The following is a 24,447-nucleotide window of genomic DNA, read 5'->3' as shown; positions in this document are numbered from 1 at the left end:
TTACTGAGTAGTTTCATTCAAAAAACTGGCGAATAGTCACTGGAGACAAGTCAGTTCTTTATGTCGTCTTCGTTTCATTCAATGAGTTCTTAGAAACACTGGATTGCGCCGCTGCCGGAAAATACTAATCATGATTGGTACTCTCCGGATTAATATTTTGAAATACTAACAGCCTGGGAAATCTTCAGTTCTCAAAAACTTCAAAGTTCCCCTGAAAAACGGGGATAAACAACCCCTCAGCTTATGGGATTCCAGATATTGCCGCTTTTTCCTACAGTAAGATAAACAGTCCAGCCGACTTTAGCTTTTGAGCTGATTTCCTCAGAAACAATTAAGGGACCTATAGTCTGACCTAATGTATAATATTCATATAACCAGAGTCTGCCAGGTTTGATTTCTTCTATCTCAAAATAGCCTGAAAGACTTTTGGGATGTCTATATAATGGTTGAGATTCGATATACTCGAAGAGGAGAAAAGCAAGTTCTTTGGCTGCAGGAACATCAACCTTGAGTTCCTGGATCTCTTTTTCGGTTTCTTCATAAACCTCATCATTCATGTAGCCATTTCTGTGCATCCATTTAACCAGGTCATGTATGACTTGTACGGATGTCTTCAAAAAATCCACATCTAAATACACATTCCAGATCATATAATAACTGAGGAATCCTTCAACTTCGGAATTTTCGATGTATCCTGGACTGAAGACCTCACAGTACTTCTTGTTTTCTTCATTGCGCAGGGCCTTGAAACGGTCTGCATCCCTTTGGCTAAGGTAAAGGTGAGCGGATCGGTTAAGAAACTTTACAAAGAGATCAATCACATCTGCATAATCGATATACGTATCCTGATCCAGGCACTGTTGCTGCTCGTCAAGAAATTCTTTGAATACCGCATTTATAGTCTTCATGAAAATTACCCTGTTGAGAATATTGTTTTTCATTTGAATTATGGTTTATTCGGATTTTACTGGCTTTCATTTTCTCAAAAAAGGGTATAACAAAATAGCTACTCTTAAATAAATTTACTGAGATACTAACTTCTGATTTTTATTTTCATGTTTTGGTAGGAAAGCCTATCTTTTAAACGAAATCCTGATTCCTAAAAACCAAACGAGAATAACCGGACAAAAAAGAAAGGAGAAATCCCCATCCCAACCATCATCCCCGAATCCGAAGTTGAAGAAGCAGCTCTTGAAATCCTTTCCGAACTCAGCTATGACTACCTTTACGGCCCGGACATTGCACCGGAAACAGACTGCGCAGAAAGGGATGATTTCGGGACAGTAATTCTACCGTGCCGGCTTCGGGCTGCAGTTGACAAGCTGAACCCCGGAGTTCCGGCAGGAGCAAGGGAAGATGCAATAAAAAAGGTGCTTAGGGAAGAAAGCCAGGACCTTGTGCACAACAACCGTTCTTTTCACAATATGCTTGTAAACGGGGTTGATGTGGAATATCAGGGTCAGGACGGCGAAACCGTTTATGATAAGGTCTGGCTTATTGACTTTGCGAAACCTGCAGAAAATGAGTTTCTTGCGGTTAACCAGTTTACCATTATAGAAGATGGTAACAACAGACGGCCAGACATTATACTTTTCGTTAACGGGCTGCCGCTTGTAGTTATTGAGTTAAAGCGGCCTGACGAAGATTCCAGTTTTGGAGACGATGAGATCATCTGGGACGCCTATCAGCAGTTTCAGACTTATAAAAAAGATATTCCCGGGCTTTTTCGGTATAATGCTTTTCTGCTGATCAGTGACGGCCAGGATGCAATGGCAGGAACTCTTACTTCAAACAGGGAATGGTTTATACCCTGGAAGACAATTGACGGGGAAAAAGTCGCAGATTTTAAAGTTCCACCTATGGAGGTACTGCTCAGGGGGATGTGCAGGCCAGACATACTTCTTGACCTCATCAGGCATTTTATCGTTTTTGAAGATGACCACGGAAAGGTTATCAAAAAGCTTGCCCGTTATCACCAGTACCATGCAGTTAACAAAGCTGTAGAAAAAACTAAACTTGCCTGCATGCCAGACGGAGACAGAAAATGCGGGGTTGTCTGGCATACTCAGGGCTCAGGAAAAAGTCTTGAGATGGTCTTTTATGCGGGGAAGCTTGCACTTGAACTAGATAACCCAACCATTGTAGTGCTTACGGACAGAAACGACCTTGACGGACAACTTTTTGATAGCTTTGCCCGATGCAGTGAAATCCTGCGCCAGCAACCTGTCCAGGCTGAATCCAGAGCTCACCTTAGAGAACTTCTCTCTGTAGCCTCGGGAGGAATTGTCTTCACGACGATCCAGAAATTTTCGCCCGAAGGCGAAGAAGACCAGTTTCCGGTCCTTTCCGAAAGGAGAAATATTGTTGTAATAGCTGACGAAGCCCACCGCAGCCAGTACGGCTTTGATGCAAAGTTCCGGGAAAGAGAGGTTGAAGGCGAAAAGGTTGCAGAGATATCCTATGGCTTTGCAAAATATATGCGAGATGCTCTACCGAATGCGTCTTTTATTGGATTTACCGGCACACCTATTGAACTCGATGATAGGAGCACGCCTGCAGTTTTTGGGGATTATATTGATATTTACGACATTGAGCAAGCTGTAAAAGATAAAGTTACGGTTCCTGTTTCATATGAGAGCCGCCTATCAAAGATTGATCTGGCCAAAGAGGCAAGGGAAACACTGGATTCTGATTTTTCGAAGATAACTGGAGATTGGGACTCATACGAGGCAGAAAAACTCAAATCTCGCTGGTCTCGGCTTGAAGTCGTGGTAGGAAGTAAGGATAACTTAAGAAAACTTGCAGCCGATATTGTCTTTCATTTTGAGAAAAGGCTTGAAGCTATGGACGGGAAAGGCATGATCGTCTGTATGACCAGGCAGATCTGTGTTGATCTTTATAACGAAATCATAGCCCTTCACCCGGAATGGCATGACGAAGACGACCTGAAAGGCCAGATAAAAGTGATCATGACCGGCAGCGCAGCTGACGACGAAACCATGCAGCCACATATCAGGAACAAAAGCCGCAGGATGAAGATTCGAGACAGGATGCAGGACCCAAATGATCCCCTAAAACTTGTTATCGTCTGCGATATGTGGCTTACCGGCTTTGACGCTCCCTGCCTGCATACCATGTATTTCCTGAAATGGCTCCAGGGGCACAATCTCATGCAGGCAATAGCTCGCGTAAACCGTGTTTTCAAAGATAAGCCCGGAGGACTTATTGTTGATTATGTGGGCCTTCTCTACGACCTTAAGTATGCTATGGCAAATTACACTCGAAGCGGAGGCCGAGGCAGCCCTGCAGACTATAAAGACGAGGCTGTTGCATTAATGCTAGAAAAGTACGAGATCGTGCAGGATCTTTTTTATGGCTTTGACTATATGCGAATCTTTTCCGCTTCTCCAAAAGAAAAACTCACAATTGTCAGAGAGGGAGCGGATTTCATTCTCTCGCAGGGCCGTACCGAAGACGAAAGAACCCAGGAAAAGAAACGCCTCATTCAACATGTAACCGAGCTTTCAAAAGCCTTTGCTCTTTCAGTGCCGCATCCAGAGGCTGATCGGATTCGGGACGATCTTGCATATTTTCAGGCTGTAAGGTCAATTCTTGTAAAACTAGAACGGAGACCTGCAAAATCAAAGTATGAGATGAACTCAGCAATAAAAGAGCTTGTCTCAAAATCGATTGCAACAGAGGAGATCATTGATATCTTTGACGTGGTTGGAATAAATAAACCGGATATCTCAATCCTTTCCGAGGACTTCCTTGCTGAAGTCCGGGACCTGCCACAAAAGAATCTTGCATATGAAGTCCTGAAAAAGTTGCTTTATGACGAGATCAAGACCAGGTCTAAGAGGAATTTGATTCAGGGTAAATCTTTTGCCGAAATGCTTGAGAGGGCAATAAATGAATATAAGAACCGGGGCATTGATACCGTGCAGGTTATAGAAGAGCTTCTTGACCTGGCAAAGAAGATCAGTGAGGCTGACAAGAGAGGCGAAGGGCTGGGCCTGAGTGATGAAGAAATTGCTTTTTATGATGCTCTTGCTGACAATGAAAGCGCCGTGGAAATCCTGGGCAATGAAACATTAAGACTCATGGCAGCCGAACTTGTCAAGATTATTCGGCAAAATGCAGGCGTTGACTGGACTCTTCGAAAAAATATCCAGGCAAAAATAAGAGTAAACGTAAAACGATTGCTGAAAAAGTATGGATATCCTCCAGATAAACAAAAACTTGCTACTGAGAATATCCTCAAGCAGGCTGAACTCCTGTGTATAGGTGTGGAGCAGTTACATCCAGTTGTAGCGTGAAAAGGAGTAATCTGTTTTTTCTTGGTATCTGAATGTGAAGTAAAAGTTGAAAATAAATAATATCAACACTTTTAAGTGAAGAGGTAAATCCTTAGGGGCCAATTGGCATTTGCAAATCTCTGCAAGGCAGTTTTCTGACTCACTAATTTTCCAACTTGCCTTAAATTTTTAAATTTATTCTATATTATCCTGCCGAAATCTACTCAAGAAGTTTGATCTTTTTGAGAAGACCTGCTTTTGTTCCAGTTTATGGGTTCTGTGTTCCCTAAGCTTGGGCTTAATCTTTAAAAACTGAATCTTTGAAAACTGCCGTTGTCATGGGCAGATAAAGTTTTATCCCGAGGCTATTTAAGGCACTCTCAACACACGTTTGTATCGGACCCTGGAGGTTCTAAAAACTCAATGGCGGGGCTGAAAATAAGCCCGCTTTTTGTTATAAGTCCTTGCTTTTCAGTGCTTTGTCATTAAGCAGAAAGGTATAAGGAATAACAGAAAATTTCTGGCTGCTACCTGCTTTTCAAAATACCAGTAAGTGTAAAAAACGCATAAAAAAGAGTATTATTCAAGAATTGTTTAAGACTATTAAAAGTTATTAAGTGGACCGGTCGGGAATTGAACCCGAGGCCTCTACCATGCCAAGGTAGCGATCTTCCCCTGATCTACCGGCCCATATCAGGCTTATGCTTTATCAGCATCCCTCATACACTCAATATCTTATATAAAGCTGTCGCCACATAGGCTCGACGTCTTACATATAAATTTTTGAAACTTAGAAATTTAAGAGCTTCAAGCAAAAGTTATAAGTAGTAAATTGAGTATTAGAAGTGTTGTCGGATTGGGAAGCTTTCCCGAAAAGCCTTTCTACTTCGGTAATTTTAAAAAACCTGACATTTGGGCCCGTAGCTTAGCTTGGTGGAGCGCACGGCTGATAACCGTGAGGTCCTGCGTTCGAATCGCAGCGGGCCCACCACAATATGACAATCCTTTCTCAGGAGTTTACAGGTTTTATAACCCAGTTATCCTTCATTTGGGCCCGTAGCTTAGCCTGGTGGAGCGCACGGCTGATAACCGTGAGGTCCTGCGTTCGAATCGCAGCGGGCCCACTATATGTTTTATTGATGCTATTTTGTTTTTTATTAATGTCATTCTGTTTTGAATCTTTTTCGTGTATTTCTGAGTCTTTTTCACTTTAAAAAATAGGTCTCTTTAAAAACTGGTCTCTTTGTTGTTTTGGGCGGATATCCTCATAGTATTCTCATAAAATCCTCATAATATCCTCATAATATCCTCATAATATCCTCATAATATCCTCATAATATCCTCATAAAATCCTCATAAAATCCTCATAAAATCCTCATAAAATCCTCATAAGCCTCATAAAATCCAGCACTGTCTTGAATTCAAAATAGTATTATCCATAGAGAATAACGAAGAGCCAAAATAAAAGAATAAATTTCGGAAATTAGGGATTTTTTAATATCTTCTTGGATCACCAAAATTTGGCATTAATTCCGATGATGTTGACCTACATATTTCAAAAAATTAAAATAATCAAAAGTCTCGGAAATTAAATACCTCTGTAACAAAAGAATTAATCTTCAGGGAAAAATTATAGTGGGGATGAATCCCCATGAACAATTTCAAGCAATGTGTTTCAGACGTTCAATATTTCTAAGCACGATTGTACTCTCAGCTACAATATCTTCTTCGATCTTGCTGACAATATAATCCATTGGGACTGTTAGCCTGTATAACTTTACCGGTCTGCCTTTACCCTTTGATTTCTTTTCTTCCCGGATATCAATCCAGTTATTTTCGCGGAGATACCGCATTGCAACACTGACTTCAGGTTGTCTCAAGCCTGATACCATTTCAATGCTCTGAGATGAGATCTCTCTGCCTTTTGCAAGGCATGCAAGTGTCAGAGCGATTGGCCTGCTAACGTTAATTCTTCTAAATAGTTCTATCATTTCATGTTCGTTTGGTCCCATAGCTACCGGAACCTCTTCTTTTGTGTCCGAAATATCCATAACTGGACCACTTTCATCTACCATTTAATCACCCAAAGAACCATTATATAGTTGATTAATATAAATATTTATTTATGTTTCTCTTTTTAATATATACTACTAACTAATAATTCTTTAAGTGTTTTTGATGTTCATTTATTCAAAAAATGTCCAGATGATACTGTTTTTCCTTTTCGGCGCAGGTTATAACTCTTCTCTTCGTATTCTTTGACTTTAAAATCTTGTGACAGCTCCCGGTAATGAATTGACGGGCACCTACGGAATTTCAACCGATGCCATACTGCCCCAGGGCAATTGTTATTCCGGTTCTCGCCATCAACGTTCAAATTTTTACCTACAGAATTACTCTGTATAACCTTCTATTTTAAGTCCAGTAGCAAAGTTAAGCGGCTCTTGTAGCATTTCCAGCTTCCAAGACAAAACTTAACAATATATATGGTTCTTCGCCATTCCCTATGGATAAGATGATTTTCAATTCAAGGCCGCATTGGTTTTTATGAGGAAACTATGAGGATAGCTACACAAAACAACGAAGAGCCATATATATAAAACACAACAATACCACTATTTTCTCAAAGTTGAACACGTGATGCTGAGGCCGATTACGCATTCATTCCACGTTTGAAAACTCAGGGATTTTGCTTCGATGTTCTAAAAACTTAAAAATTTCCTGAAAATATCGAAGTTTAATATTCTTCCGTCTCAACCAGGGTCCTTTTTCAAACTATGACAGAATCTTAATTTCTGACCTTTTTTATGACTCAAACTTTGTCTTAACTTTAACTTTTTTAAAATTCAAATTTTACGTCAAACTCTACTTTTTTTAAACCCGAGTTTTTTAAATTTATATAAGTGTAAAAAGAATTTGCAGGATATTTTTATACTAAAAATTGCTAAAGCTCACGATATGCCCTCCTGACCTATATTCAGATGTTTACTCCTTGTATCCTTTATATATTCTGTTTTGTAGAAATTGTACAGTTGAACTAAGAAAATCGATAACCTGGATTTCTAACTTTATAAATTACAAGTCTAACTGGAGAGTCTATTTTGTTTAATTTTGTGTTTCAAGCGCGAAATCCGGATCTTATATCCTAATAATTGCTGCTCTTTTGTCGTCTTAAAAATTCAGATTCAAGTGGAAAAAGAGGTATCAAAAGAACCAGATCTCAAAAGAATCAGCTATCCAAAGAACCAGATATCCAAAGAACCAGATATCCAAAGAACCAGATATCCAAAGAACCAGATCTCCAAAGAACCAGATATCCAAAGAACCAGCTATCAAAAAACCAGCTATCAAAAGAATCAGATATCCAAAGAACCAGCTATCAAAAGAACCGAAAAAACTCACATGAAATTCTCTAATCACAGGCACAAAGAAATGAAAGTACCTGGAAGAACTTTCATGCCAAGATATTGCAAAAATGGAATAAAGAAGTCACAAGAATCAAAAGTGAGATCATAAGAATTGAAAAAAGTGACCTGATTTCAAGGAAAAGCTAAACTTTCCTCAACTATCCTGCCGTATAATAGACGTTTAACAAATAAGAAGTCGAATCCGGGTTATAAAACCCAGACTTTATAACTAAGAATTAAGTTTTCTGAGAATTTGTGAAAAAAGTTTGTGATATTTCTGCTCTAAAATTAGTTTAGGAAAGGTTCTTGAGGCGTTCTATGTTCTGGAGCACGGCCTTACTTTCAGTCATTACGTCTTCTTCTATTGAATTGATAATCGTTTCCATCTGGACCGTCAGTTTATACAATTTAACCGGTCTGCCTTTTCCCTGATTCTTCTTTTCTTCCCGCATGTCTACCCAGTCATTTTCACGGAGATAGCGCATTGCAATGCTAACTTCCGGTTGTCTCAGGCCTGATACCATTTCGATGCGCTGGGACGAAATTTCCTCTCCTTTAGAGAGGCATGCAAGGGTGAGAGCAATTGGCCTGTTAATATTAAGCTTTCTTAAAAGCTCCACCATCTCGTATTCAACCTCTCCCATCCTAAAGTCATTATCCTCTGATGTAAACTCATTATCTGCCACAACTATCATCTACCGATTATACCGAAAGAACAGAGTGTGATTGCTTCCGATATTAGTTTCCCGTCCAGTATTTCAGATCAATAGAAACATATTATTTTAGATTTGTTATATTTTCAACATTTTTATTGCTTTTATTAAATATATTTCTATTTATATAGGTTTCTGATCTGTGGGAGTATCTAACAAAATCTGTTTTTCTCTGTTGATTTAAATAATAATACTTTCTCCATATATATAATTATGCGCCTATAAAAACTTCTCGACAATTTTACATTTTAGTTTTTTGTGGACAGATGGCTTTGAATTTCCAGACAGAAGGACAATTTATACCCATAGGTTCTGCAAGCTTTCCTATATATAGGATAAACGCATTTTGATTGTAGTTTCATTTGCCAATGAAATTGAATTATAGTGCGAACAACGCAAAAGAAACGTTAAAGTTCACTTTTTCACTCACAAATTATCCGTATTTTGCAATTATTCTATACGTTCTGTCCTAATTGGGATACCTATTTGAGTATTCCGGCAAGTCTTAAATATGAATCCCTGAAAGATTTAATATAATGAACGCTGCCCTGGACAAAACCGCTGTATTTATCTGCCATTGCAGTGGGAACATTTCCGAACGTATTGATATTAATTCACTTAAGAAAACCCTTAAGGCAGAAGGGGTCCCGGTCTTTGATTATGAGTATCTCTGTTCAAGAGAGGGACAGACACTTATTAAAAATAAGATTTTGGAAGGGAACCTTGACCGGATAGTAATAGGTTCGTGCACACCCTCCAAACACGGCACTCTCTTTAAAAAGTGTATTCAGGAAGCAGGCTTAAATCGGGCAATGCTTGAAATCGCAAATCTAAGGGAGCAATGTGCCTGGGTGCATCCGGACAAAGCCGGAGCGACTGAAAAAGCTCTCTCACTTCTTCGGGGAAAAATTAACCGCCTGGAAAATCATGAGCCACTTGAAGAACTAAAAGTACATATCGTTCCGCAGGCCCTCGTTATTGGTGGAGGAATTGCAGGAATAACTGCGGCAGTTAACCTTGCAGATAATGGTATTTCCACTTACCTGGTCGAGAAAGACTCCAGCATAGGTGGAAATATGGCAAAAATAGGCAAAGTTTTCTCTCCTGACAAGCTCGCGGAAGAGTGCGCGATGTGCTCATTAAGCCCGCTGATGAATGAGATAGTAGCTAACCCGAAAATAACCCTTCTAACCTGGACTGAGGTGGAACGTTTAAGCGGAAGTGCCGGCAACTTCACGGTCAGGCTAAGGAAAAAACCGAGATACGTACATGACAACTGTACAGGCTGTGGCCGGTGTAGCCGTGTCTGTCCTGTCCTCGTTGAAAATGAGTTCAACTGCGGGTACATGGACAAAAAGGCAATTTCTCTGCGTTTTTCCCAATCCGTTCCAAAAATCTACTGCATAGACCCTGACCACTGTCTGCAATTCAAGGGCGAGACTTGCGGAAAATGTGCAGAGGTCTGTAAATCCGGAGCGATTGACTTTTCACAGAAGGAAGAGATTATTGAACTCAATGTCGGTACAGTTATTGTTGCTACCGGGTTTGAGGAGTATGACGCATCCCAGAAACCCCAGTACGGGTATGGAATTTTCAAAAATGTTATGACTCAGATGGAACTCGCCAGAATGCTTGGGATCAATGGCCCTACAAAAGGTGGATTGGTCAGGCCTTCGGATTTCAGCCTGGACCCTGATGCTGTCAGCTCAACAGGCACCTGCGGTAGTAAAATCTCCTCCGAGAATTCTTCAGAGAATTTTTCAGAGAATTTTTCAGAGAACGTTCCGGGAACTCCTAAAAGGATAGTTATGATCCAGTGTGTGGGCTCAAGGGACGAAAAAGAAAGTGGAAACCGCTATTGTTCAAGGTATTGCTGCATGGCAGCCTTAAAACACTCTAACCTGATAATGAAAAAATATCCGGGTACGGAGGTCACGATCTGTTATGTCGATTTGCGGGCTCTTGGCTTTTACGAAAACTACTATCGAGCAGTCCAGGATATGGGAGTTAGATTTGTAAGGGGAAGACCTGCCGAAATTGTCGAGAAACCGGATAAAAGCCTTCTTATCAGACTCGAAGATACCCTTAACCAGAAAATAACAGAGCTGCCTGCTGATCTCGTCGTACTCTCTGCGGCCATGGTCCCTTCAAAGGGAACCCGAAAAATTGCCAGTATACTGAATATCAGCCAGGATGAAAGCGGCTTTATCAAGGAAAGGCACTCGAAACTGAGGCCTGTAGACAGCTCACTGGACGGGATCTTTGTCTGTGGCACTGCACAGAGCCCTAAGGATGTTACGGATACTATTTCCCAGGCAGGACTTGCATCTGTAAGAGCAAGGGCCTTTATTGCCGACAGCCCAAAAGCCCTGGTAAACGAAATTCCGACTATCAACCAGCTTCTCTGCAATCAGTGTAAGGAATGTCTCAAGTGCCCGTTCGAGGCTTTTTCCTTGAATGAGAATGGAAAGATTATCGTAGACCCGCTTGTCTGTACAGGGTGTGGACACTGTACTGAACTCTGTCAGAACGGAGCTATTCAGATTGAAGGCTTTACAAAAAGCCAGCTAAAAGCCGAAGTTGAAGGGGTAGCCAAAGAAGGAGACCTGCTGGGCTTTGTAAACAGCGGAATCGCGTCCTTAACCTGCGACAATATAGGAAATAGTGCACTGACCTATCCTTCAAATGTCAAGTTAATCAAAGTACCCACAAACCTCGTGGTTGATAAAGACCTGTTACTTCACGCCTTCAAAAACGGGGTATCGGCTGTCCTTTTTATAGAGGACCCTCCAGACAGCCCAAAAGCTGAGATTATATATCCTCTAACTGTCAGCCATTTCGAGAAATTGAAGAAAGAACTTGGAGATTCAGGAAACCGGCTCTATTTCAAAAAAGCTTATGTTCCAAACACAAGAGGGCTTGCAGGCACTTTTACCAGCCTTGCCAAGGAAGGAGAGATGATCAAATGATTCCATATGTAAACGAATACGATACCCCGGAATGTAAAACCCTTGCAGAAACCGCAAAGAAAAGCATCCGGACACCTGTTTCTCTGGGGCTTGACCGCTGCATCCAGTGCGGAGCCTGCACAGCTTCCTGTCCTGCAGCCCGCTTTACGGATTACAGCCCGCGTCAGATTGTAAAAAAAGTGCTGGAAAATGACCGCAGTGTGCTTGAGTCTGAAATGATCTGGTCCTGCTTCTACTGTTATTCCTGCAATGTGCGCTGTCCCAGAAATAATAGCCCTGTAACAATCGTACAGGTACTCAGGCAGATGGCTATTAACGAGGGTATCGGAGTTGAAAAGCTGGCCTACTTCCTTGAGATCGGAGAATATCTTGCAGAAAACGGAGCTAGCAAGGTCCCGGGGGCTGGAGTTAAAAATATGGAAAGAGACCTCGGAGAACGGTGGATCAGTTTCAAAAAGGATCTTGAGTCAATCCGGACTGAACTGGGGTTGAGTTCAAAGGATGTCAGGAACACCCATGGGGAAGTTCAGTCTATTCTTGAGGCCACAGGCTATTTTGAAAGGGAAAAATGGATCAAAGCAAAAATACAGGAAAAACTTTTGCATCAGCTCCTGGAGAACCAGTGCATCAAGAGAGAAAACAGAAGCGGAGATTTCGGCTTTGAAAGCGATAAAAGATATCCCGGACAGCCAGCTTTTATTATTTAAAAGCTGCATGGTCGGGCAAGAGTACCCAGGAGTGGAAACCTCCACTTGTTATGTCTTTGACAGGCTTGGAGTAGATTACTGTATAAATGATGAGCAGTCCTGTTGCACAGGAATAGGCCATTATACTGATATATTTGAAGGACTGACAACAGCAGCCATTGCGGCCCGAAACTTTGCAGTTGCAAGAAGATGCGGCTATCCCAATATAACCTGCCTCTGTTCAACCTGTTATGCCATAAATAAGGAAGCCTGTGAAACCCTGAATACCAATGCAGAAGTCCGGGAAAAAATCAACTCTATCTTCCGAGAAAAGGGCTTTGATAATCTTGTTTACGAAAAAGACGATATGAATCCGAGGACAAACTTCTACCATGCAGTAGAGATTCTTTTAAGCAAGGTGGATAAAATCCAGGAGCAGAAGAAATTTGACTTCTCAGGGGTTAAAACTGCGTCCCATCACGCCTGCCATTACTATAAAGTTAAATATCTCGATGTCCTCGGAAACCCTGAAAACCCCCAGTTGATAGATAACATAGCCGCAGCCTGCGGAGCCGAGCCTGTGCGCTGGTACGAAGACCGGACTCTTACCTGCGGAATGGGCTTTTCCCAGCTTCACCTTAACAAAAGTACCTCGCTTCAGGTGACAAAGACAAAACTCGATAGCCTTCAAAGAGCAGGCGTAGAGCTTATGCTTCACATGTGCCCGAATTGCCAGATCCAGTATGACCGCTACCAGCCGGTTATCGAAAAGGAGTTTGGCGTAAAATATGATATGGTGCACATGAACATTGCTCAGTTCGTAGCCCTTTCAATGGGCGCTGACCCTTACAAAGTGTGCGGTTTCCAGACTCACTCCGTGCCTCTTGAAGGGTTTCTGGAAAAGACCGGCATAATCTAAAAACCTGAGTTAGTCCCCATTTTAAGGTTTTAGCCGGTCATTTTTTCTTTTGATCTTTTTATTCCGATTTTTGTATCTATTCAGCGTACAAAAAATAGGCCGAATGATATTGATTTTAAGGTTTCATAAGCATAGAATTACCAACTGTATAAAACCGAAAAGCACGATCAATAGCAACAGTTATGAAAAATTAGGCAATAGAATTTTGTCCATTTTATATTTAAGAAGATGCCTATTGAGATTGTTTTTTCTACGCTGAATAGATACCGATTTTTTAATTTTTTATTTTGATTCACATCACTTCTGAATACTCAGATCGAGTTCTCCCAGCCCTGTCCCATATCAACGATAGGTCTCAGCTCAGTGATCTCGAAGGTAACCGTTGCATACATCATCTGGGCGGCCTCCTCCCCGGCCATTTTTGCGATCTGGCTTTTAATCGTATCAAGCATCTCCCCTGACGTTGCAGATTCCTTCAGCTTCAGATAAACCCTGATCCCTTTCCAGTCCGTATCTTGTTCCATTATCATGTATATCGCGTAAGGGTTTTCCTGAAGGTTTGAAAACGTGCGGTTCTTACCTGTTGCAATTACAACGGTCTTTTCATCAATCATATTGGGTGAGCCGAAAAGAGCTGAATCTACCTTTCCATCTTTACTCGCTGTGCTGAGAACTCCAGTTCTCGGTTGCTTGTTAAAATAGTCCATCAATTTTGATGCCATATCTAAACCTCCTCTTATAGCCTGTTTTAGCTTTCTTTCCTTTAAGAGTTGAGTTTGCGAAGCTGCCTGGTCACAAAATATTGTCATAAAAAAATATAATTAATCAGCAGACTGTATCAATAATCGTCTTAATTATGTTTAAAACTTTTTATTCTGCTAATGTACATCCCATCAAGAACTTCGATACTCTATTAATGAGTCTATGACTAAAACTTGTAACTAATAAGTTAAAGACATTCAATAAAAACAAATTTACAAATATAAAAGAAAAGAATATATTTCTTTTATGTTGATTGTGTTTCCAGTTGTTAAAGTAAATGTTACAGGAATAAAGAATGAAAGGTATTGAATACAAAACGAGCCCTCCGACCTGGCATGAGTATTTTCAACTGTTCTCAAGCACGGGATGGATATCAGTTTTTAATCAGAAACCGGGTATCAGGAGTTCAGGCGGGAACCTCTGGGCAGCAAAGTTGAACTTGCATATTTGGAAAAGATAGCGATTGGAAAAAAGAAAAATGTCGGATATAAAAATTCTTGATTTTGAATAGCCTCTTTAACCGGGGCAGCAGCGCGATACCTCTACTTACAGCCGGGTGCGTCATCACAACTTTGGTTTTGATTTCCGATTTTGATGCCTATAACTTTGAGAACTCAGATTGATTTTTCCCAGCCCTGTCCCATATCAACGAGAGGTCTCATCTCAATAATCTCAAAGGTGGCAGTTGCGTATATCATCTTTGCCGCCTCCTCGCCGGCCATTTTTGCGATCTGGCTTTTAATCATATCAAGCATCTCCCCCGACGTTGCAGATTCCTTCAGCTTCAGATAGACCCTGATCCCTTTCCATGCCATAATATCTTCTCCCGGTTCCATAATCAGGAACATTGCGTAAGGGTTTTCCTGAAGATTTGAGAACGTGCGGTTCTTACCAGTTGCAACTACAACGGTCTTTTCATCAATCATCTGAGGTGAGCCGAAGACAGCCGAATCTACTTTTCCGTCTTTACTCGATGTGCTGAGAACCCCAATTCTCGGTTGTTTGTTAAAGTAGTCCATCAATTTTGACGTCATATTAAATCCCCTATCTCAAACTTATTTCTGGCCCTTCTCCTGAAAAATGAAGTGAGAAAGCAGCTTTATCCTGAAGTATTCCCGGAAAAGAGCTTTATCAGATATGCAAGCTGCGATAAATATGAGTCGTAAATATGCTTAAAACTTCGCCTGAAGAATGAGAATTCCATTCTGAGTTCACGGGGAATTTTTCTATCTTTGAATATTCATTTGGGATTTTTTTCAAATATCATATAAAATAAATTAATATAGATTTAGACCTGTATTTTTTATATGTTGGGGAAAGATCACGTTTCTATAACACTTGGAACGATATTTCCATTTACGATTCCTCTGATATTTTCAGAGAACTCCCACCCTGTATACGCTTTCTGTTTACTTGCGGCTACTGTCATAGGTTCGCTGATGCCTGATGCAGACAGTGACGAAAAGCCCAAGTTACACTATGATTTCAAAATAATTTATGACATTATGGTTCCTCTTCACAAGCTGATAGTTTTTTCTTTCAGTTTCTTTAACTTAAAAGAAAAGATGAATCTTCAATACGTTGTAGAGGAGCAGCATAGAGGCATAATGCATTCGCCTATTGGAGTATTCATAAGCTCCTTTGTACTCACTTTGTTGACAGCAATAATCGGCTATTTTATTTTCCATGGAATAAATGCTGCTCTTATAGGTTTCTTGTTTCTAGGTTTGATATCTGGCCAATTTTTACATTTACTCGAAGATTCCTGTACGATTTCAGGAATCAATTGGTTATTTCCATTTGGAACCCGTGAGTTAAAAGGTAGTATTTACACAGGCAACAAAATTGAAGGAAAGAGGGATATCAGGCCTTTTTTATACAGAGTTTCCCTATTATTTGCCTCTGCAATACTGTTGATCCTACATTCACTGGGAGCTATAGATGTAAACGAATCGGGTATTTATCTCCTTATTTTTGCATTTGTTGCTTTGATATGGGGTTTGATACTTCTGACCGCAAAGACCGACAACGATAATCTATGGATACGGGATGCTAAAAAGGTACGGGAATTAGAGAGAGCAGTAGATAGAATAGGGAAGCAAGAAGATATCAGAAAAAGAAGGAACCTTGGGAAGTAACTATTTAGACAGTTTTTACAACGCTACTCTCTCAGCCTGCATTCGTTCATGAAAATGCAGCTATAAAAGTAAAGCTGCATATTACCCTTTATACGAGCTGCATATTATCCTTTATACGAGTTACAGTGATATTATAGAAATAACCAATTACCTTCTAACCGCAGGTGAGACTAATATGGGTGTATTTGACACAATTAAGGATCGGAGAAGCATAAGGACTTACAAAGACGAGCGCATACCAAAGGATAAGCTAGATAAACTGCTGGAGGCTGCAAGGCTTGCCCCGTCGGCTGCAAACCGGCAGAACTGGAAATTTATTGTTGTCGGGGATGAGGAAGTCAAAAAACAGCTTGTTGCTGCTTGCAATAATCAGTCATTCGTGGGTACCGCCTCAAACATCATTGCAGGCGTTGGAGATCCCTCCCAAAAATGGCACCAGGTCGACCTTGCCATTGCCCTTGAACATATTGTCCTGGAGGCTGTCGAGCTAGGACTGGGCACCTGCTGGATTGGCGCTTTCAACGAAGACGAAGTCAAAAAACTACTCAAGATTCCTCAGGACAAAAAAGTTGTAGCTTTACTGACCGTGGGGGTCCCAGCCGAATCGCCTGCTGCCAGACAAAGGAAATCTCTTGAAGAAATAATCGCTTACGATGAGTATCTTAATGTTCTGCCATCTTAATGTTCTGCCATCTTAATGTTCTGCCATCTTAATGTTCTGCCATCTTAATGTTCTGCCATCTTAATGTTCTGCCATCTTAATGTTCTGCCATCTTGATCTAATCGTTATTGACAGGATTATTCTTTTGTTAGGCATACACAGATAAAGCCGCAGGATAACGTAAAATCACTCATCTTTGAAAGCAAATTCAAACGCTGCTTAGGTGGGTTTTCGATCAAACTTTTTCTCAAAAGGTTTGTTCTCAAGCATTTTTTGAAAAGGCTTGTTTGAAAAGTCTTGATAAAAATTCAAAAGAAATCCAGAATTTTTTCAGGGCTTTCAAGCACGGTAATCCCCTGCAAGCTTTTTACAATCTCAACGTTGCGCATATCCACATCCCGGACAAGGACTTCCACAGGCCCGCCTTTGATGGCTTTATAGGGGCAGAGTTCCTTGCAGATCCCGCAGCCTTTGCACTTCAGAAGATCAATCTGGTCTGTTAAACCGTTTTTTTCAGTAATTGCACCCTGAGGGCAGTTTTCTCTTGGAGGGCAGTCCTCGCAATGCTTACACTGTTTTCTGTCAATATTATAGGGCATTTCGGATATGATTGAACCTTCAATATCTACAGGCACGATATAAACAGGTACTCTTCCTTTTACAGCCTGGGCAACGGCATTGGTAACAAGGGAATCCGCAATCCCATAAGCGATTTTCGAAACCGTATTTGAGGTTGCAGGCGTGACAAATAGGGCATCATATCGGTCAAGACCGAAGCGCCCGACCTTGGGAGAACTCGAACCCTGCTCACTTTCCCGGAAGATTTCTTCGAGGTAGTCCCCGCCGGAGATTTGAACAAGTTTTTGCTCAAGCCCGTACATGCGCAGTACCTCCTCTCCAGCCCTCGAAACAAACGTGTTTACGGAAATTTCAGGGTTTCTGAGCTTGATTTCCTTAAAGACCTGATAACTGCGGTCCAGGAAATGCCCGGCACCTGTAATGCCCCACGCAATTCTCTGAAAACTCATGGAAAGAAGTCATGCCCGAGGGGGATAATATAATTTTCTAAAAAAGAGTAGCTTGTTTAGTCCTGAAATAATTTCAGGGAAAAACACTGGAAAATAAGCACGGAAGTAATAAATAAATCGAGTTTCTATTATTTCTGTTAGTAGATTATGAATTCACGATGGAATAATCACACTCAAGATTTTCGGAGAAAAGCGATGGGTCGAGGACATACATTTATGGATGAGATATTTGAAAAACCAGATTATGATCCTGATGATCAAGGAAGTTTTAAACAAAACCTCGTTTTTGTTGCCATGCCATTTCTTGGTGAAGATGTCAAGGAGAAATATTCTGCTATCAAAGACGAATGTTCGAAGCTTGGATTAAACGCTAGAAGAGTAGATGAAAATATTGGATCAGGATTAATCATAAAAGAAATAACCGAATTAATTGAAGAAGCTGAATTCATCATTTTTGATCTAACTCAAGAACGACCAAATGTATACTATGAACTTGGATACGCTCATGGAGTAGGTAATGAGCCATTGGATATCTTGCTCATTGCGAAAGAAGGAACAAAAATCCATTTTGATATTGCACCTATGAGGATACATTTTTACAGAACAACAGAGCATCTACGTTCAATAATCGCTTCCAACTTAAAAGAGATGATATACAAAACAAGAGCATACTAACTTCTCACTAAACATATTATCGTAAGTATTCTACCATTTAAACTGAATACGAGAGGACAAAAAGGGAAAGGATAATCGATTATAGACAGAGAAATATAAGCTCTATAGTGATCTGATTACAGTTTAAAGAAAAATTTATATCCCCAGTACCTCATAAAGCAATTTCATAGCTTTCTTTTCGCTCTCGCCCCCGCATCTGGAAGCAAGGCTCTCGTAGTGCATTATCCATTCGAGGTATTTTTTGTCTCCCGATAGCTGATAGCGGGTTGCATGGACAGTAGCCTCAAGTACGGCATTGAAACCGCGGTTAGGGGCCGGAGTCGCTCCCCGGTTCGCCTCACAAAAGCCCGCCCCGAGCGGGATGAGGTCAGACACCACAGTCTGTTCCATATTCTTGAGGTTGGTGCACTTGAAAGCCACCCAGGAAATGGCCGATTTCAGGACAGGGAACTTTTTCCCGCCAATATCCACAAAATCGAATTCGGAAGATTCGATGTCGAAAAAGGTGGAACGTACTAGGAGCAGAGGGTCATATACCACGTTTGCTACAAGAACCCCTTGCCGGACCAGGTTTTCCCCGGTCTGGCTGCCTTTGAAAATGCGGACAAAGGTCTTTTGGTTTCTCCTGATAATCCCGATAGGGGCCGCATTTGGAGTATCAAGCCCCGTACTTACGATTGTCTCAGAGATACCTGCCAGAATCCCGTATTTAGAGATGTCGATAGCTGATTTACAGTTATCTCCGGATTCATCAAATTTCTTCAAAAACGTAGTCCTCCAAGAAGGGCAATAAAAAGCCCTGCAATAATAATATCTGCCGTGGAGCCCGGATTGATTCTTTTCTTGAGAAGTTCGGAGTCAAACTCCTGTACAGCAGGGAGCAGAGCTGCAAAGTCTCTGGTGGTATTACCTGAAGATTCAGTATTACCTGAAACCTCCTCCCAGGCAGAGAGAATCCCGCCTGCTCTTGATGAAACATAATCTGCAGTATCTTTATCGAATTTGGTCTCAATGAAAGTATCCCTGTGCCGGGACAGCAGTTTCAGGAAGGTATATACTATAGCTTCGTTGATACCTGTGCCTGAGCAGTTCGAAACTGAATTCTCGGCTCCAGGATTTTGAGCCTGCATGAAATCAGTTATGCTTTTTGCTCCCTCAAGGCAGCGTCCGAAGCCCGTAACCCATTCATTTGCAATCAGGTCATATCCCCTGGCGATATCCATAAGCTCGTAAAGGGTGACTTCCTGGGCCCTTAATTCGGCTGTTGACTCCGGATCTCCAAGGCTGAACTCATCCACACTGTTAACTCTGACCCCTGCGACTTCAAAAGCCCTGTAGAACTCGACAGCGTCCTCACTATCTGTTGCCTGAACAAATGCATGTGCATGTGTAGCAAGGGCTTCGAATTCGTCTGGTAAGAGCTTATCAGGGGGTTTTTCGCAGGAATTCAAGAGTTCGCCTGCAGCCATTGAAAGAGGGATCAGTAGCAGAAAGGCGCCGAAATGAGTATTCCCTCCTTTTTGCCAGGCAGAACTTTCGCAAACAGCACTTCTGATAAGTGCACCTATACCATTCCTGCTTCTTGCAGCCAGTTCGAGAACAGGGTAAACACTTACCGAAGACGCTACAAAATGCTCAAAGCAGGTATCAGGATAGTTATGCTCCCGATCGACGTTTCCTGGCTTTGGAGAGGCTGAAACCTCAAGTAGCATAGCTAACTGGGCACAACGGGCAATAAGATTTGAAATATGTGGGTTTTCTGCCAGTCCAGGTATCTGGCAGGTAAAACCAGTATTAATGGGATTCATTTACCGGAATTCTGGCATGATCCAGTACGTAATCTGCCAGTTGTTTTTTAAGCTTCATGTATTCTGAATCAGAGAGCCCAATTGTGTTTAACACTCCGTCTCTGATCCAGCAGGGTTTGGTGATTTTACAACACCATACAAGGCTTCCAAAGCACGTGTCCTCTCCGTATTCAAGCATTGTGCCTTTCGCAAAGTCAAACTTTGTCCTGGCAAACTCCTCTGCCGTATATCCCAGTTTTTGGAACTTTTCATGTACAGGACAGGGTTTTACAGGCAGGCAGCAGAAAGCCAGTCCCCTGAAGTCCCCTTCGCTGCAAACGTGCTTAGGAGCATTATACCAGCCTATTGACTGCTGGTAAGAGGTAACGTTTTCCACCAGTTCCTGTATAAGTCCGGAATTTTCAAGGACTCCCCTGGCAGCGGAGACCATATCGGCTCCTCGGGTAAACATCTCCTTTGCTGCCTCAAAGTCCTTGACCGAATTGTTTCCGATAAGGAAGAGCCTTGTAGCGTCCCTGTAATTAAGGATTGCATCAAGATCGGCACCGAAACCTTCCATTTCGGCATCAACATGTATGATATCCGCACCTGCCTTATCGATAATCCTTGCAAGTTCGATATCATTAACCACGTTTGCCCTTACTTTTACTGAAAGCACAACTCCGGTTTCTTTTATTGCCTTGATCCACGCCGAAAGCCTTGGAATGTCGTGGAGAAGAGCTTCTCCCAGTCCGGCTTCGAGCATTTCGGGCTGTCTGCAGTGAGCGTTTAACTCAAGGATTGCTCCTTCTTCTTTGACAATTTTTGCAGCTTCAATGAGGGGTTCAAGTGTAGTACTCCTGACATTTACAGCTACGGCACTTCCGGACGTTACTGCCCGGATTTCCTTTTTTATAAGCTCCATAGGTTCATCGGAAATGAACTCTTTTCTACCCCGGGCTACGAGGGCTGAAGCAACAGCTATTGAAGCCTTATCAAGGTTAAAGGCCCCAAGAATTACCAGCCCGGCATTGCTTGCATACTGGTTGGCAAAAGCACTATCGACAGTTCCTGCCATAGGCGCCAGTGCAATAGGGTTTTTAAAACGAACATATCCAATATGCAAATCGAACAAACAATCACTCATGTTTTACCTCTTAAAAATAAGCCTGCAAACTGAAAAGAATTATAGCTACTGCCCGATATTAAATTACCGATAAGCTTTTTTCGGACAAGTCTTGAAGATGGAAAAAGTCTATCCATTACTTACGAATTATAATGCATATATATTAATATTTGGACGCACTCTAAACACACAAAATTTATATAAACTATGAGGAAAGGGCATACCTGTAACCTCCCAGAGAAGGAAATAAATGTCGTAATATTAAATAAAAGTATTTTTCAGCTCAGGCATCCCAAAAATATATATAATTAGAAAAATATATGGAGGTCACTAAAAGATAATATGCGAGAGAGGCTGGACGGCTGACGGGCCTTTGGGTCTGAGGAAAGTCTCCCCACCGCTCCGGATACACGAATATCTGTAAAGGATGTCGGGCGAGAGCCCGGGCCCTGGCACAGAAACGAGAACCATCCCCTGAAAGTGCGATGATGCGGAAGCTGAGGTCTCAGGATAAATGGATGAAACGGCGAATCCTCGTGGGTGCAAGTTGGAAATCGGGAAAAAGAGAATTCCGGACTCTCCCGGTTGTTTTTGGAAACGCATAGCCGAATGCCGTCACTGCAAGAGTCATCAGGACCATTTTCTCCACTGATGGGTGGCAGGAAATCTTTGCAGGAACAGAAGGGAGCTTACGTGCCTCACTCGCATAAACTTACTTTTCTCTATTTTTTCTACTCGTTTTTTCTTTATCCCGGTTTATTTATTTGTTTTTCCGTGATTTTCATTTATTTATTTGCTCTTCTGTTACTCCAATTTCCTTTATTTGCCTCTATTTTATTAAATCAATCCTTATCGTTTCCTTCCAGTGTAAGAGACTTTATTCTGGATACAGGCTCAGTCAGGCAGAAGTTCAGCAGTAACCAGCGGACGTAGTCTTTATGATTCCTGTTGGTTATCACCTCATCCAGATATTTATCAAGGATCTCCCCGTTGCTAACAGCCAGTTTGAAAGAAGTTTCAGGAAAACGATTCAGTATTTTCTTCAATTTAAGTGAACTGGCAAGATAATTCCCGAATTCCTGTCTGCAGGCGGACTCATAGGCTTTAAGGCTACTTAACTTCTGGCTGTACATCACAAGATCGGCAACAGTCTCCGCAGCAAGCTGTCCTGACCGGATAGCGTATGAAATACCTTCTCCAGTAAAAGCATCTACAAATCCGGCAGCATCCCCGCTCAAAAGCAGCCTTGAATTGAGGATTTTTCTTTTTATCCCGCCTGTGGGGATAATATGGGAACGAACCGGAAAGTCCCCTGATAAGCCATTTTCCTCCAGGAAATCCAGCAGTATTTTTTTCGGATGCTCAAGATATTGAGCTGTCCATGCAATTCCTGCAGAATAATATCCGGCATGGGGAAAGATCCAGCCATAACCTCCCTGCGCGATCCCAAAATGAATGTTTATAGTGTCTGGAAACCGGTTATTTATTACTTCATCGTCATCAGGGATTTCCGACACCAGGCCCAGTTCATATTCTATTTTTGTATCTCTCGACCTTACCTTGTATTTAAGGACTCCACCGGAACCTTCTGAAATAAGAACGAACCTCCCCAGATAGGTATTATACGTGGTTCTGACTTCAACGCAATCTTCTTTTTCAATCAAATCAAGAACCTTTTCTTTGGTATGGATCTCAATTCCAGTCTCCCTGGCCTTTTCAAGCAAAAAATTATCAAAGACTTTTCTGGAAACCAGCATGGCCAGGTTATTTTCTTTTATTCCTTCAATAAATTGGTCCCTGAAATAAACTCTCACCTTTGGGATATTTCTCTCGATTATGGACTCAGGCAGCTTGAAATCCAGGCAAGATAAACAATAAGAAGAAAGAGCCCCTCCACAGGGTTTATACCTCGGAAAATTTTCTTTTTCAATTAGAAGGGTTGAAAGGCCCCTTTTCCCAGCTGTCTGTCCTGCCGATGCTCCTGAAGGTCCTCCCCCTACTATGATCAGATCATACATGCTAAGACACCCGCTTATGGAATAAGTGCAGCTATATACAGATAAGAATAATCTGCCCTTAAAATATATTAAGGCTGGAGCGATAAAAAGACCGCAGAAAGAACAAAATCTGAAAAAGTTATCTTATCTGTTACCTGAGTTTGAAATTCAGGAGGGACCAACGCAAGTAGTCCTTATAATCAATCGTGAAATCCACAACCTCAAGATATTTATCCAGGATTTCGCTATTGTTTATAAACATTTTAAAAGACCTTTCTGGGAAACGATGGATTAACCTGGAAAAAATAAGGGAATATTTAAGATGAGTTCCGAATTCTGCCTTACAAACAGATTCGTATTTATGAAGGTCTTTTATTTTTCCTCTCTGCTGATAAACCTCGGCAATCACATTGGCAGCAAACTGCCCTGAGCGAATGGCATAGGCTAATCCTTCACCTGAAAAAGCGTCTACAAATCCAGCAGCGTCTCCAATGAGAATAACTCTGGAACCGGTAATTTTCCTTTTAATACCACCCAGGGGGATTTTATGTCCAGACAATTTGTAATCCCCGGTAAAGCCATTATCCTTCAGGAAATTAATCATTGTAGCTTTCGGATGAGGAAAATTTTTGGCAACCCCGAAAATTCCGACGGAATAATATGTTTTATGAGGAAAAATCCAACCATATCCACCACTAGCAACCCCTAACTGCAGTTCAACGGTTTTTCCCAGGTACTCTTCAATATCTCTTTCTTCAGCAGGGATTTCTGCAACTAAGGATATCCCGTATTCCTCTCTGGTATCTGCAGGCCTGACACAGGTTTTAAGGAGCCCATGTGCTCCTTCTGCAACAATAGCAAATTTTGCCTGATAAGTTTGTTCTTTTGTAATTACTTCCACAAACTCAGTTTTTTCCTTACAGCTCAGAACCTTTTCTCCTGTATGGACTTCAATTCCGGTTTCTTTTGCCTTTTTGAGCAAGACGTTATCAAAAACAGCTCGAGAAACCAGCGAAGATATATTGTGATCCTTGTGCACTTCAATTGTCTGATCTTTGAAAACACCCCTCACCCCAGTGACTTCCCACTCGATGACATCACGAGGAAGCTCAAAGTCAAGATAAGAAATAGCATGAGCTGAAAGTCCTCCTCCACAGGGTTTGTATCTGGGAAATTCGTCTTTCTCAAGCAATAGTGTGTTTAAGCCAAGCTTTCCTGCTCTCCTACCAGCCGAGGCTCCTGAAGGTCCTCCTCCAATTATTATTAGATCATACATATCCA

19 protein-coding genes, 3 tRNA genes and 1 other RNA gene are annotated in these 24,447 nt (G+C 41.5%); 11 read left to right on the top strand and 12 right to left on the bottom strand.

Going from position 1 to position 24,447, the window contains the following annotated elements; all coding sequences use genetic code 11:
- Window positions 1-236: 236 nt before the first annotated feature.
- The gene (locus MSKOL_RS14885; RefSeq protein ID WP_048157401.1) at window positions 237-908 is read right to left on the bottom strand and encodes a hypothetical protein; all 672 of its coding nucleotides are present in this window, start codon (window positions 906-908) and stop codon (window positions 237-239) included.
- 252 nt (window positions 909-1,160) lie between these two features.
- Between MSKOL_RS14885 and MSKOL_RS14880 the strand changes: the two genes are divergently transcribed.
- Window positions 1,161-4,319: a type I restriction endonuclease subunit R gene (locus tag MSKOL_RS14880; RefSeq protein ID WP_082091154.1), complete on the top strand. Its 3,159-nt coding sequence runs from the start codon at window positions 1,161-1,163 to the stop codon at window positions 4,317-4,319.
- A gap of 597 nt (window positions 4,320-4,916) precedes the next feature.
- On the opposite strand, the gene MSKOL_RS14875 is transcribed toward MSKOL_RS14880, so the two are convergent.
- Window positions 4,917-4,988: transfer RNA gene (locus MSKOL_RS14875), tRNA-Ala, on the bottom strand.
- A 224-nt stretch (window positions 4,989-5,212) separates the two neighbouring features.
- Between MSKOL_RS14875 and MSKOL_RS14870 the strand changes: the two genes are divergently transcribed.
- Window positions 5,213-5,289: transfer RNA gene (locus MSKOL_RS14870), tRNA-Ile, on the top strand.
- A gap of 59 nt (window positions 5,290-5,348) precedes the next feature.
- Window positions 5,349-5,422: transfer RNA gene (locus MSKOL_RS14865), tRNA-Ile, on the top strand.
- A 537-nt stretch (window positions 5,423-5,959) separates the two neighbouring features.
- Here MSKOL_RS14865 and MSKOL_RS14860 read toward each other — a convergent pair.
- Window positions 5,960-6,373 (bottom strand): transcriptional regulator, encoded by a 414-nt coding sequence (locus tag MSKOL_RS14860; protein WP_048122209.1) that lies wholly within the window; start codon window positions 6,371-6,373, stop codon window positions 5,960-5,962.
- 1,114 nt (window positions 6,374-7,487) lie between these two features.
- Between MSKOL_RS14860 and MSKOL_RS20440 the strand changes: the two genes are divergently transcribed.
- A complete protein-coding gene (locus tag MSKOL_RS20440; protein ID WP_156151107.1) occupies window positions 7,488-7,814 on the top strand; it encodes a hypothetical protein in 327 nt (108 codons plus the stop codon).
- A gap of 184 nt (window positions 7,815-7,998) precedes the next feature.
- On the opposite strand, the gene MSKOL_RS14850 is transcribed toward MSKOL_RS20440, so the two are convergent.
- Entirely contained in the window at window positions 7,999-8,400 is a 402-nt protein-coding gene (locus tag MSKOL_RS14850; RefSeq protein ID WP_048122205.1) for a transcriptional regulator, read from the bottom strand.
- A gap of 554 nt (window positions 8,401-8,954) precedes the next feature.
- On the opposite strand from MSKOL_RS14850, the gene hdrA reads away from it, so the two are divergent.
- The 3 genes from hdrA to hdrB are packed head-to-tail and all read left to right on the top strand — an operon-like array spanning window position 8,955 to window position 12,992.
- Window positions 8,955-11,387 carry a ferredoxin:CoB-CoM heterodisulfide reductase subunit HdrA gene (hdrA, locus tag MSKOL_RS14845; protein WP_048157395.1) on the top strand — a complete coding sequence of 811 codons (2,433 nt, stop codon included), beginning with the start codon at window positions 8,955-8,957 and terminating at the stop codon, window positions 11,385-11,387.
- Window positions 11,384-12,094 (top strand): ferredoxin:CoB-CoM heterodisulfide reductase subunit HdrC, encoded by a 711-nt coding sequence (gene hdrC / locus MSKOL_RS14840; protein WP_048157393.1) that lies wholly within the window; start codon window positions 11,384-11,386, stop codon window positions 12,092-12,094. Before hdrA ends, hdrC begins: the two co-directional genes overlap by 4 nt.
- A complete protein-coding gene (gene hdrB, locus MSKOL_RS14835) occupies window positions 12,048-12,992 on the top strand; it encodes a ferredoxin:CoB-CoM heterodisulfide reductase subunit HdrB (protein ID WP_048157391.1) in 945 nt (314 codons plus the stop codon). Before hdrC ends, hdrB begins: the two co-directional genes overlap by 47 nt.
- A gap of 311 nt (window positions 12,993-13,303) precedes the next feature.
- On the opposite strand, the gene MSKOL_RS14830 is transcribed toward hdrB, so the two are convergent.
- Entirely contained in the window at window positions 13,304-13,714 is a 411-nt protein-coding gene (locus MSKOL_RS14830) for a pyridoxamine 5'-phosphate oxidase family protein (protein ID WP_048122196.1), read from the bottom strand.
- A 654-nt stretch (window positions 13,715-14,368) separates the two neighbouring features.
- Window positions 14,369-14,788 (bottom strand): pyridoxamine 5'-phosphate oxidase family protein, encoded by a 420-nt coding sequence (locus MSKOL_RS14825; RefSeq protein WP_048157388.1) that lies wholly within the window; start codon window positions 14,786-14,788, stop codon window positions 14,369-14,371.
- A 273-nt stretch (window positions 14,789-15,061) separates the two neighbouring features.
- On the opposite strand from MSKOL_RS14825, the gene MSKOL_RS14820 reads away from it, so the two are divergent.
- Window positions 15,062-15,892, top strand: coding sequence for a metal-dependent hydrolase (locus MSKOL_RS14820; protein ID WP_082091153.1), 831 nt, complete (start codon window positions 15,062-15,064; stop codon window positions 15,890-15,892).
- Between the two features lie 175 nt (window positions 15,893-16,067).
- The gene (locus MSKOL_RS14815; RefSeq protein ID WP_048157384.1) at window positions 16,068-16,574 is read left to right on the top strand and encodes a nitroreductase family protein; all 507 of its coding nucleotides are present in this window, start codon (window positions 16,068-16,070) and stop codon (window positions 16,572-16,574) included.
- 287 nt (window positions 16,575-16,861) lie between these two features.
- Here the strand turns inward: MSKOL_RS14815 and MSKOL_RS14810 are convergent, their stop codons facing one another.
- Complete coding sequence (locus tag MSKOL_RS14810) at window positions 16,862-17,581, bottom strand: dihydromethanopterin reductase (acceptor) (protein ID WP_048157382.1); 720 nt, start codon at window positions 17,579-17,581, stop codon at window positions 16,862-16,864.
- A gap of 195 nt (window positions 17,582-17,776) precedes the next feature.
- Here MSKOL_RS14810 and MSKOL_RS18895 point away from each other — a divergent pair, with 195 nt between their 5' ends.
- Window positions 17,777-18,256 carry a hypothetical protein gene (locus MSKOL_RS18895; RefSeq protein WP_052725530.1) on the top strand — a complete coding sequence of 160 codons (480 nt, stop codon included), beginning with the start codon at window positions 17,777-17,779 and terminating at the stop codon, window positions 18,254-18,256.
- A gap of 135 nt (window positions 18,257-18,391) precedes the next feature.
- Here the strand turns inward: MSKOL_RS18895 and MSKOL_RS14800 are convergent, their stop codons facing one another.
- From MSKOL_RS14800 to MSKOL_RS14790, 3 genes are read right to left on the bottom strand one after another with little or no spacing between them, the layout of a single operon-like run.
- Window positions 18,392-19,021 carry a DUF447 domain-containing protein gene (locus MSKOL_RS14800; RefSeq protein ID WP_048157380.1) on the bottom strand — a complete coding sequence of 210 codons (630 nt, stop codon included), beginning with the start codon at window positions 19,019-19,021 and terminating at the stop codon, window positions 18,392-18,394.
- Window positions 19,018-20,064 (bottom strand): triphosphoribosyl-dephospho-CoA synthase, encoded by a 1,047-nt coding sequence (locus tag MSKOL_RS14795; protein ID WP_048157378.1) that lies wholly within the window; start codon window positions 20,062-20,064, stop codon window positions 19,018-19,020. Before MSKOL_RS14795 ends, MSKOL_RS14800 begins: the two co-directional genes overlap by 4 nt.
- A complete protein-coding gene (locus MSKOL_RS14790; RefSeq protein WP_048157375.1) occupies window positions 20,051-21,190 on the bottom strand; it encodes a methanogenesis marker 9 domain-containing protein in 1,140 nt (379 codons plus the stop codon). Before MSKOL_RS14790 ends, MSKOL_RS14795 begins: the two co-directional genes overlap by 14 nt.
- 325 nt (window positions 21,191-21,515) lie before the next feature.
- Here MSKOL_RS14790 and rnpB point away from each other — a divergent pair.
- An RNA gene (rnpB, locus tag MSKOL_RS18975) (RNase P RNA component) lies at window positions 21,516-21,873 on the top strand.
- Between the two features lie 138 nt (window positions 21,874-22,011).
- Here rnpB and MSKOL_RS14785 read toward each other — a convergent pair.
- Both MSKOL_RS14785 and MSKOL_RS14780 read right to left on the bottom strand, forming a co-directional pair.
- Window positions 22,012-23,187 (bottom strand): geranylgeranyl reductase family protein, encoded by a 1,176-nt coding sequence (locus tag MSKOL_RS14785; RefSeq protein ID WP_048157373.1) that lies wholly within the window; start codon window positions 23,185-23,187, stop codon window positions 22,012-22,014.
- A 130-nt stretch (window positions 23,188-23,317) separates the two neighbouring features.
- A complete protein-coding gene (locus tag MSKOL_RS14780; protein ID WP_048157371.1) occupies window positions 23,318-24,442 on the bottom strand; it encodes a geranylgeranyl reductase family protein in 1,125 nt (374 codons plus the stop codon).
- Window positions 24,443-24,447: the final 5 nt, after the last annotated feature.

This window comes from Methanosarcina sp. Kolksee, from assembly GCF_000969945.1.
Classification (GTDB): domain Archaea; phylum Halobacteriota; class Methanosarcinia; order Methanosarcinales; family Methanosarcinaceae; genus Methanosarcina; species Methanosarcina vacuolata.
This window is presented reverse-complemented; position numbering and strand designations above follow the sequence as displayed.

Excerpts from the sequence above, each read along its gene's own strand:
- hdrC (WP_048157393.1), top strand. The coding sequence starts at position 11,384 with ATGATTCCATATGTAAACGAATACGATACCCCGGAATGTAAAACCCTT.
- MSKOL_RS14885 (WP_048157401.1), bottom strand. The coding sequence starts at position 908 with ATGAAGACTATAAATGCGGTATTCAAAGAATTTCTTGACGAGCAGCAA.
- MSKOL_RS14815 (WP_048157384.1), top strand. The coding sequence starts at position 16,068 with ATGGGTGTATTTGACACAATTAAGGATCGGAGAAGCATAAGGACTTAC.
- MSKOL_RS14820 (WP_082091153.1), top strand. The coding sequence starts at position 15,062 with ATGTTGGGGAAAGATCACGTTTCTATAACACTTGGAACGATATTTCCA.
- MSKOL_RS14860 (WP_048122209.1), bottom strand. The coding sequence starts at position 6,373 with ATGGTAGATGAAAGTGGTCCAGTTATGGATATTTCGGACACAAAAGAA.
- MSKOL_RS14780 (WP_048157371.1), bottom strand. The coding sequence starts at position 24,442 with ATGTATGATCTAATAATAATTGGAGGAGGACCTTCAGGAGCCTCGGCT.
- hdrA (WP_048157395.1), top strand. The coding sequence starts at position 8,955 with ATGAACGCTGCCCTGGACAAAACCGCTGTATTTATCTGCCATTGCAGT.
- MSKOL_RS14790 (WP_048157375.1), bottom strand. The coding sequence starts at position 21,190 with ATGAGTGATTGTTTGTTCGATTTGCATATTGGATATGTTCGTTTTAAA.
- MSKOL_RS18895 (WP_052725530.1), top strand. The coding sequence starts at position 17,777 with ATGGGTCGAGGACATACATTTATGGATGAGATATTTGAAAAACCAGAT.
- MSKOL_RS14785 (WP_048157373.1), bottom strand. The coding sequence starts at position 23,187 with ATGTATGATCTGATCATAGTAGGGGGAGGACCTTCAGGAGCATCGGCA.
- MSKOL_RS14830 (WP_048122196.1), bottom strand. The coding sequence starts at position 13,714 with ATGGCATCAAAATTGATGGACTATTTTAACAAGCAACCGAGAACTGGA.
- MSKOL_RS14825 (WP_048157388.1), bottom strand. The coding sequence starts at position 14,788 with ATGACGTCAAAATTGATGGACTACTTTAACAAACAACCGAGAATTGGG.
- MSKOL_RS14850 (WP_048122205.1), bottom strand. The coding sequence starts at position 8,400 with ATGATAGTTGTGGCAGATAATGAGTTTACATCAGAGGATAATGACTTT.
- MSKOL_RS14810 (WP_048157382.1), bottom strand. The coding sequence starts at position 17,581 with ATGAGTTTTCAGAGAATTGCGTGGGGCATTACAGGTGCCGGGCATTTC.
- MSKOL_RS14795 (WP_048157378.1), bottom strand. The coding sequence starts at position 20,064 with ATGAATCCCATTAATACTGGTTTTACCTGCCAGATACCTGGACTGGCA.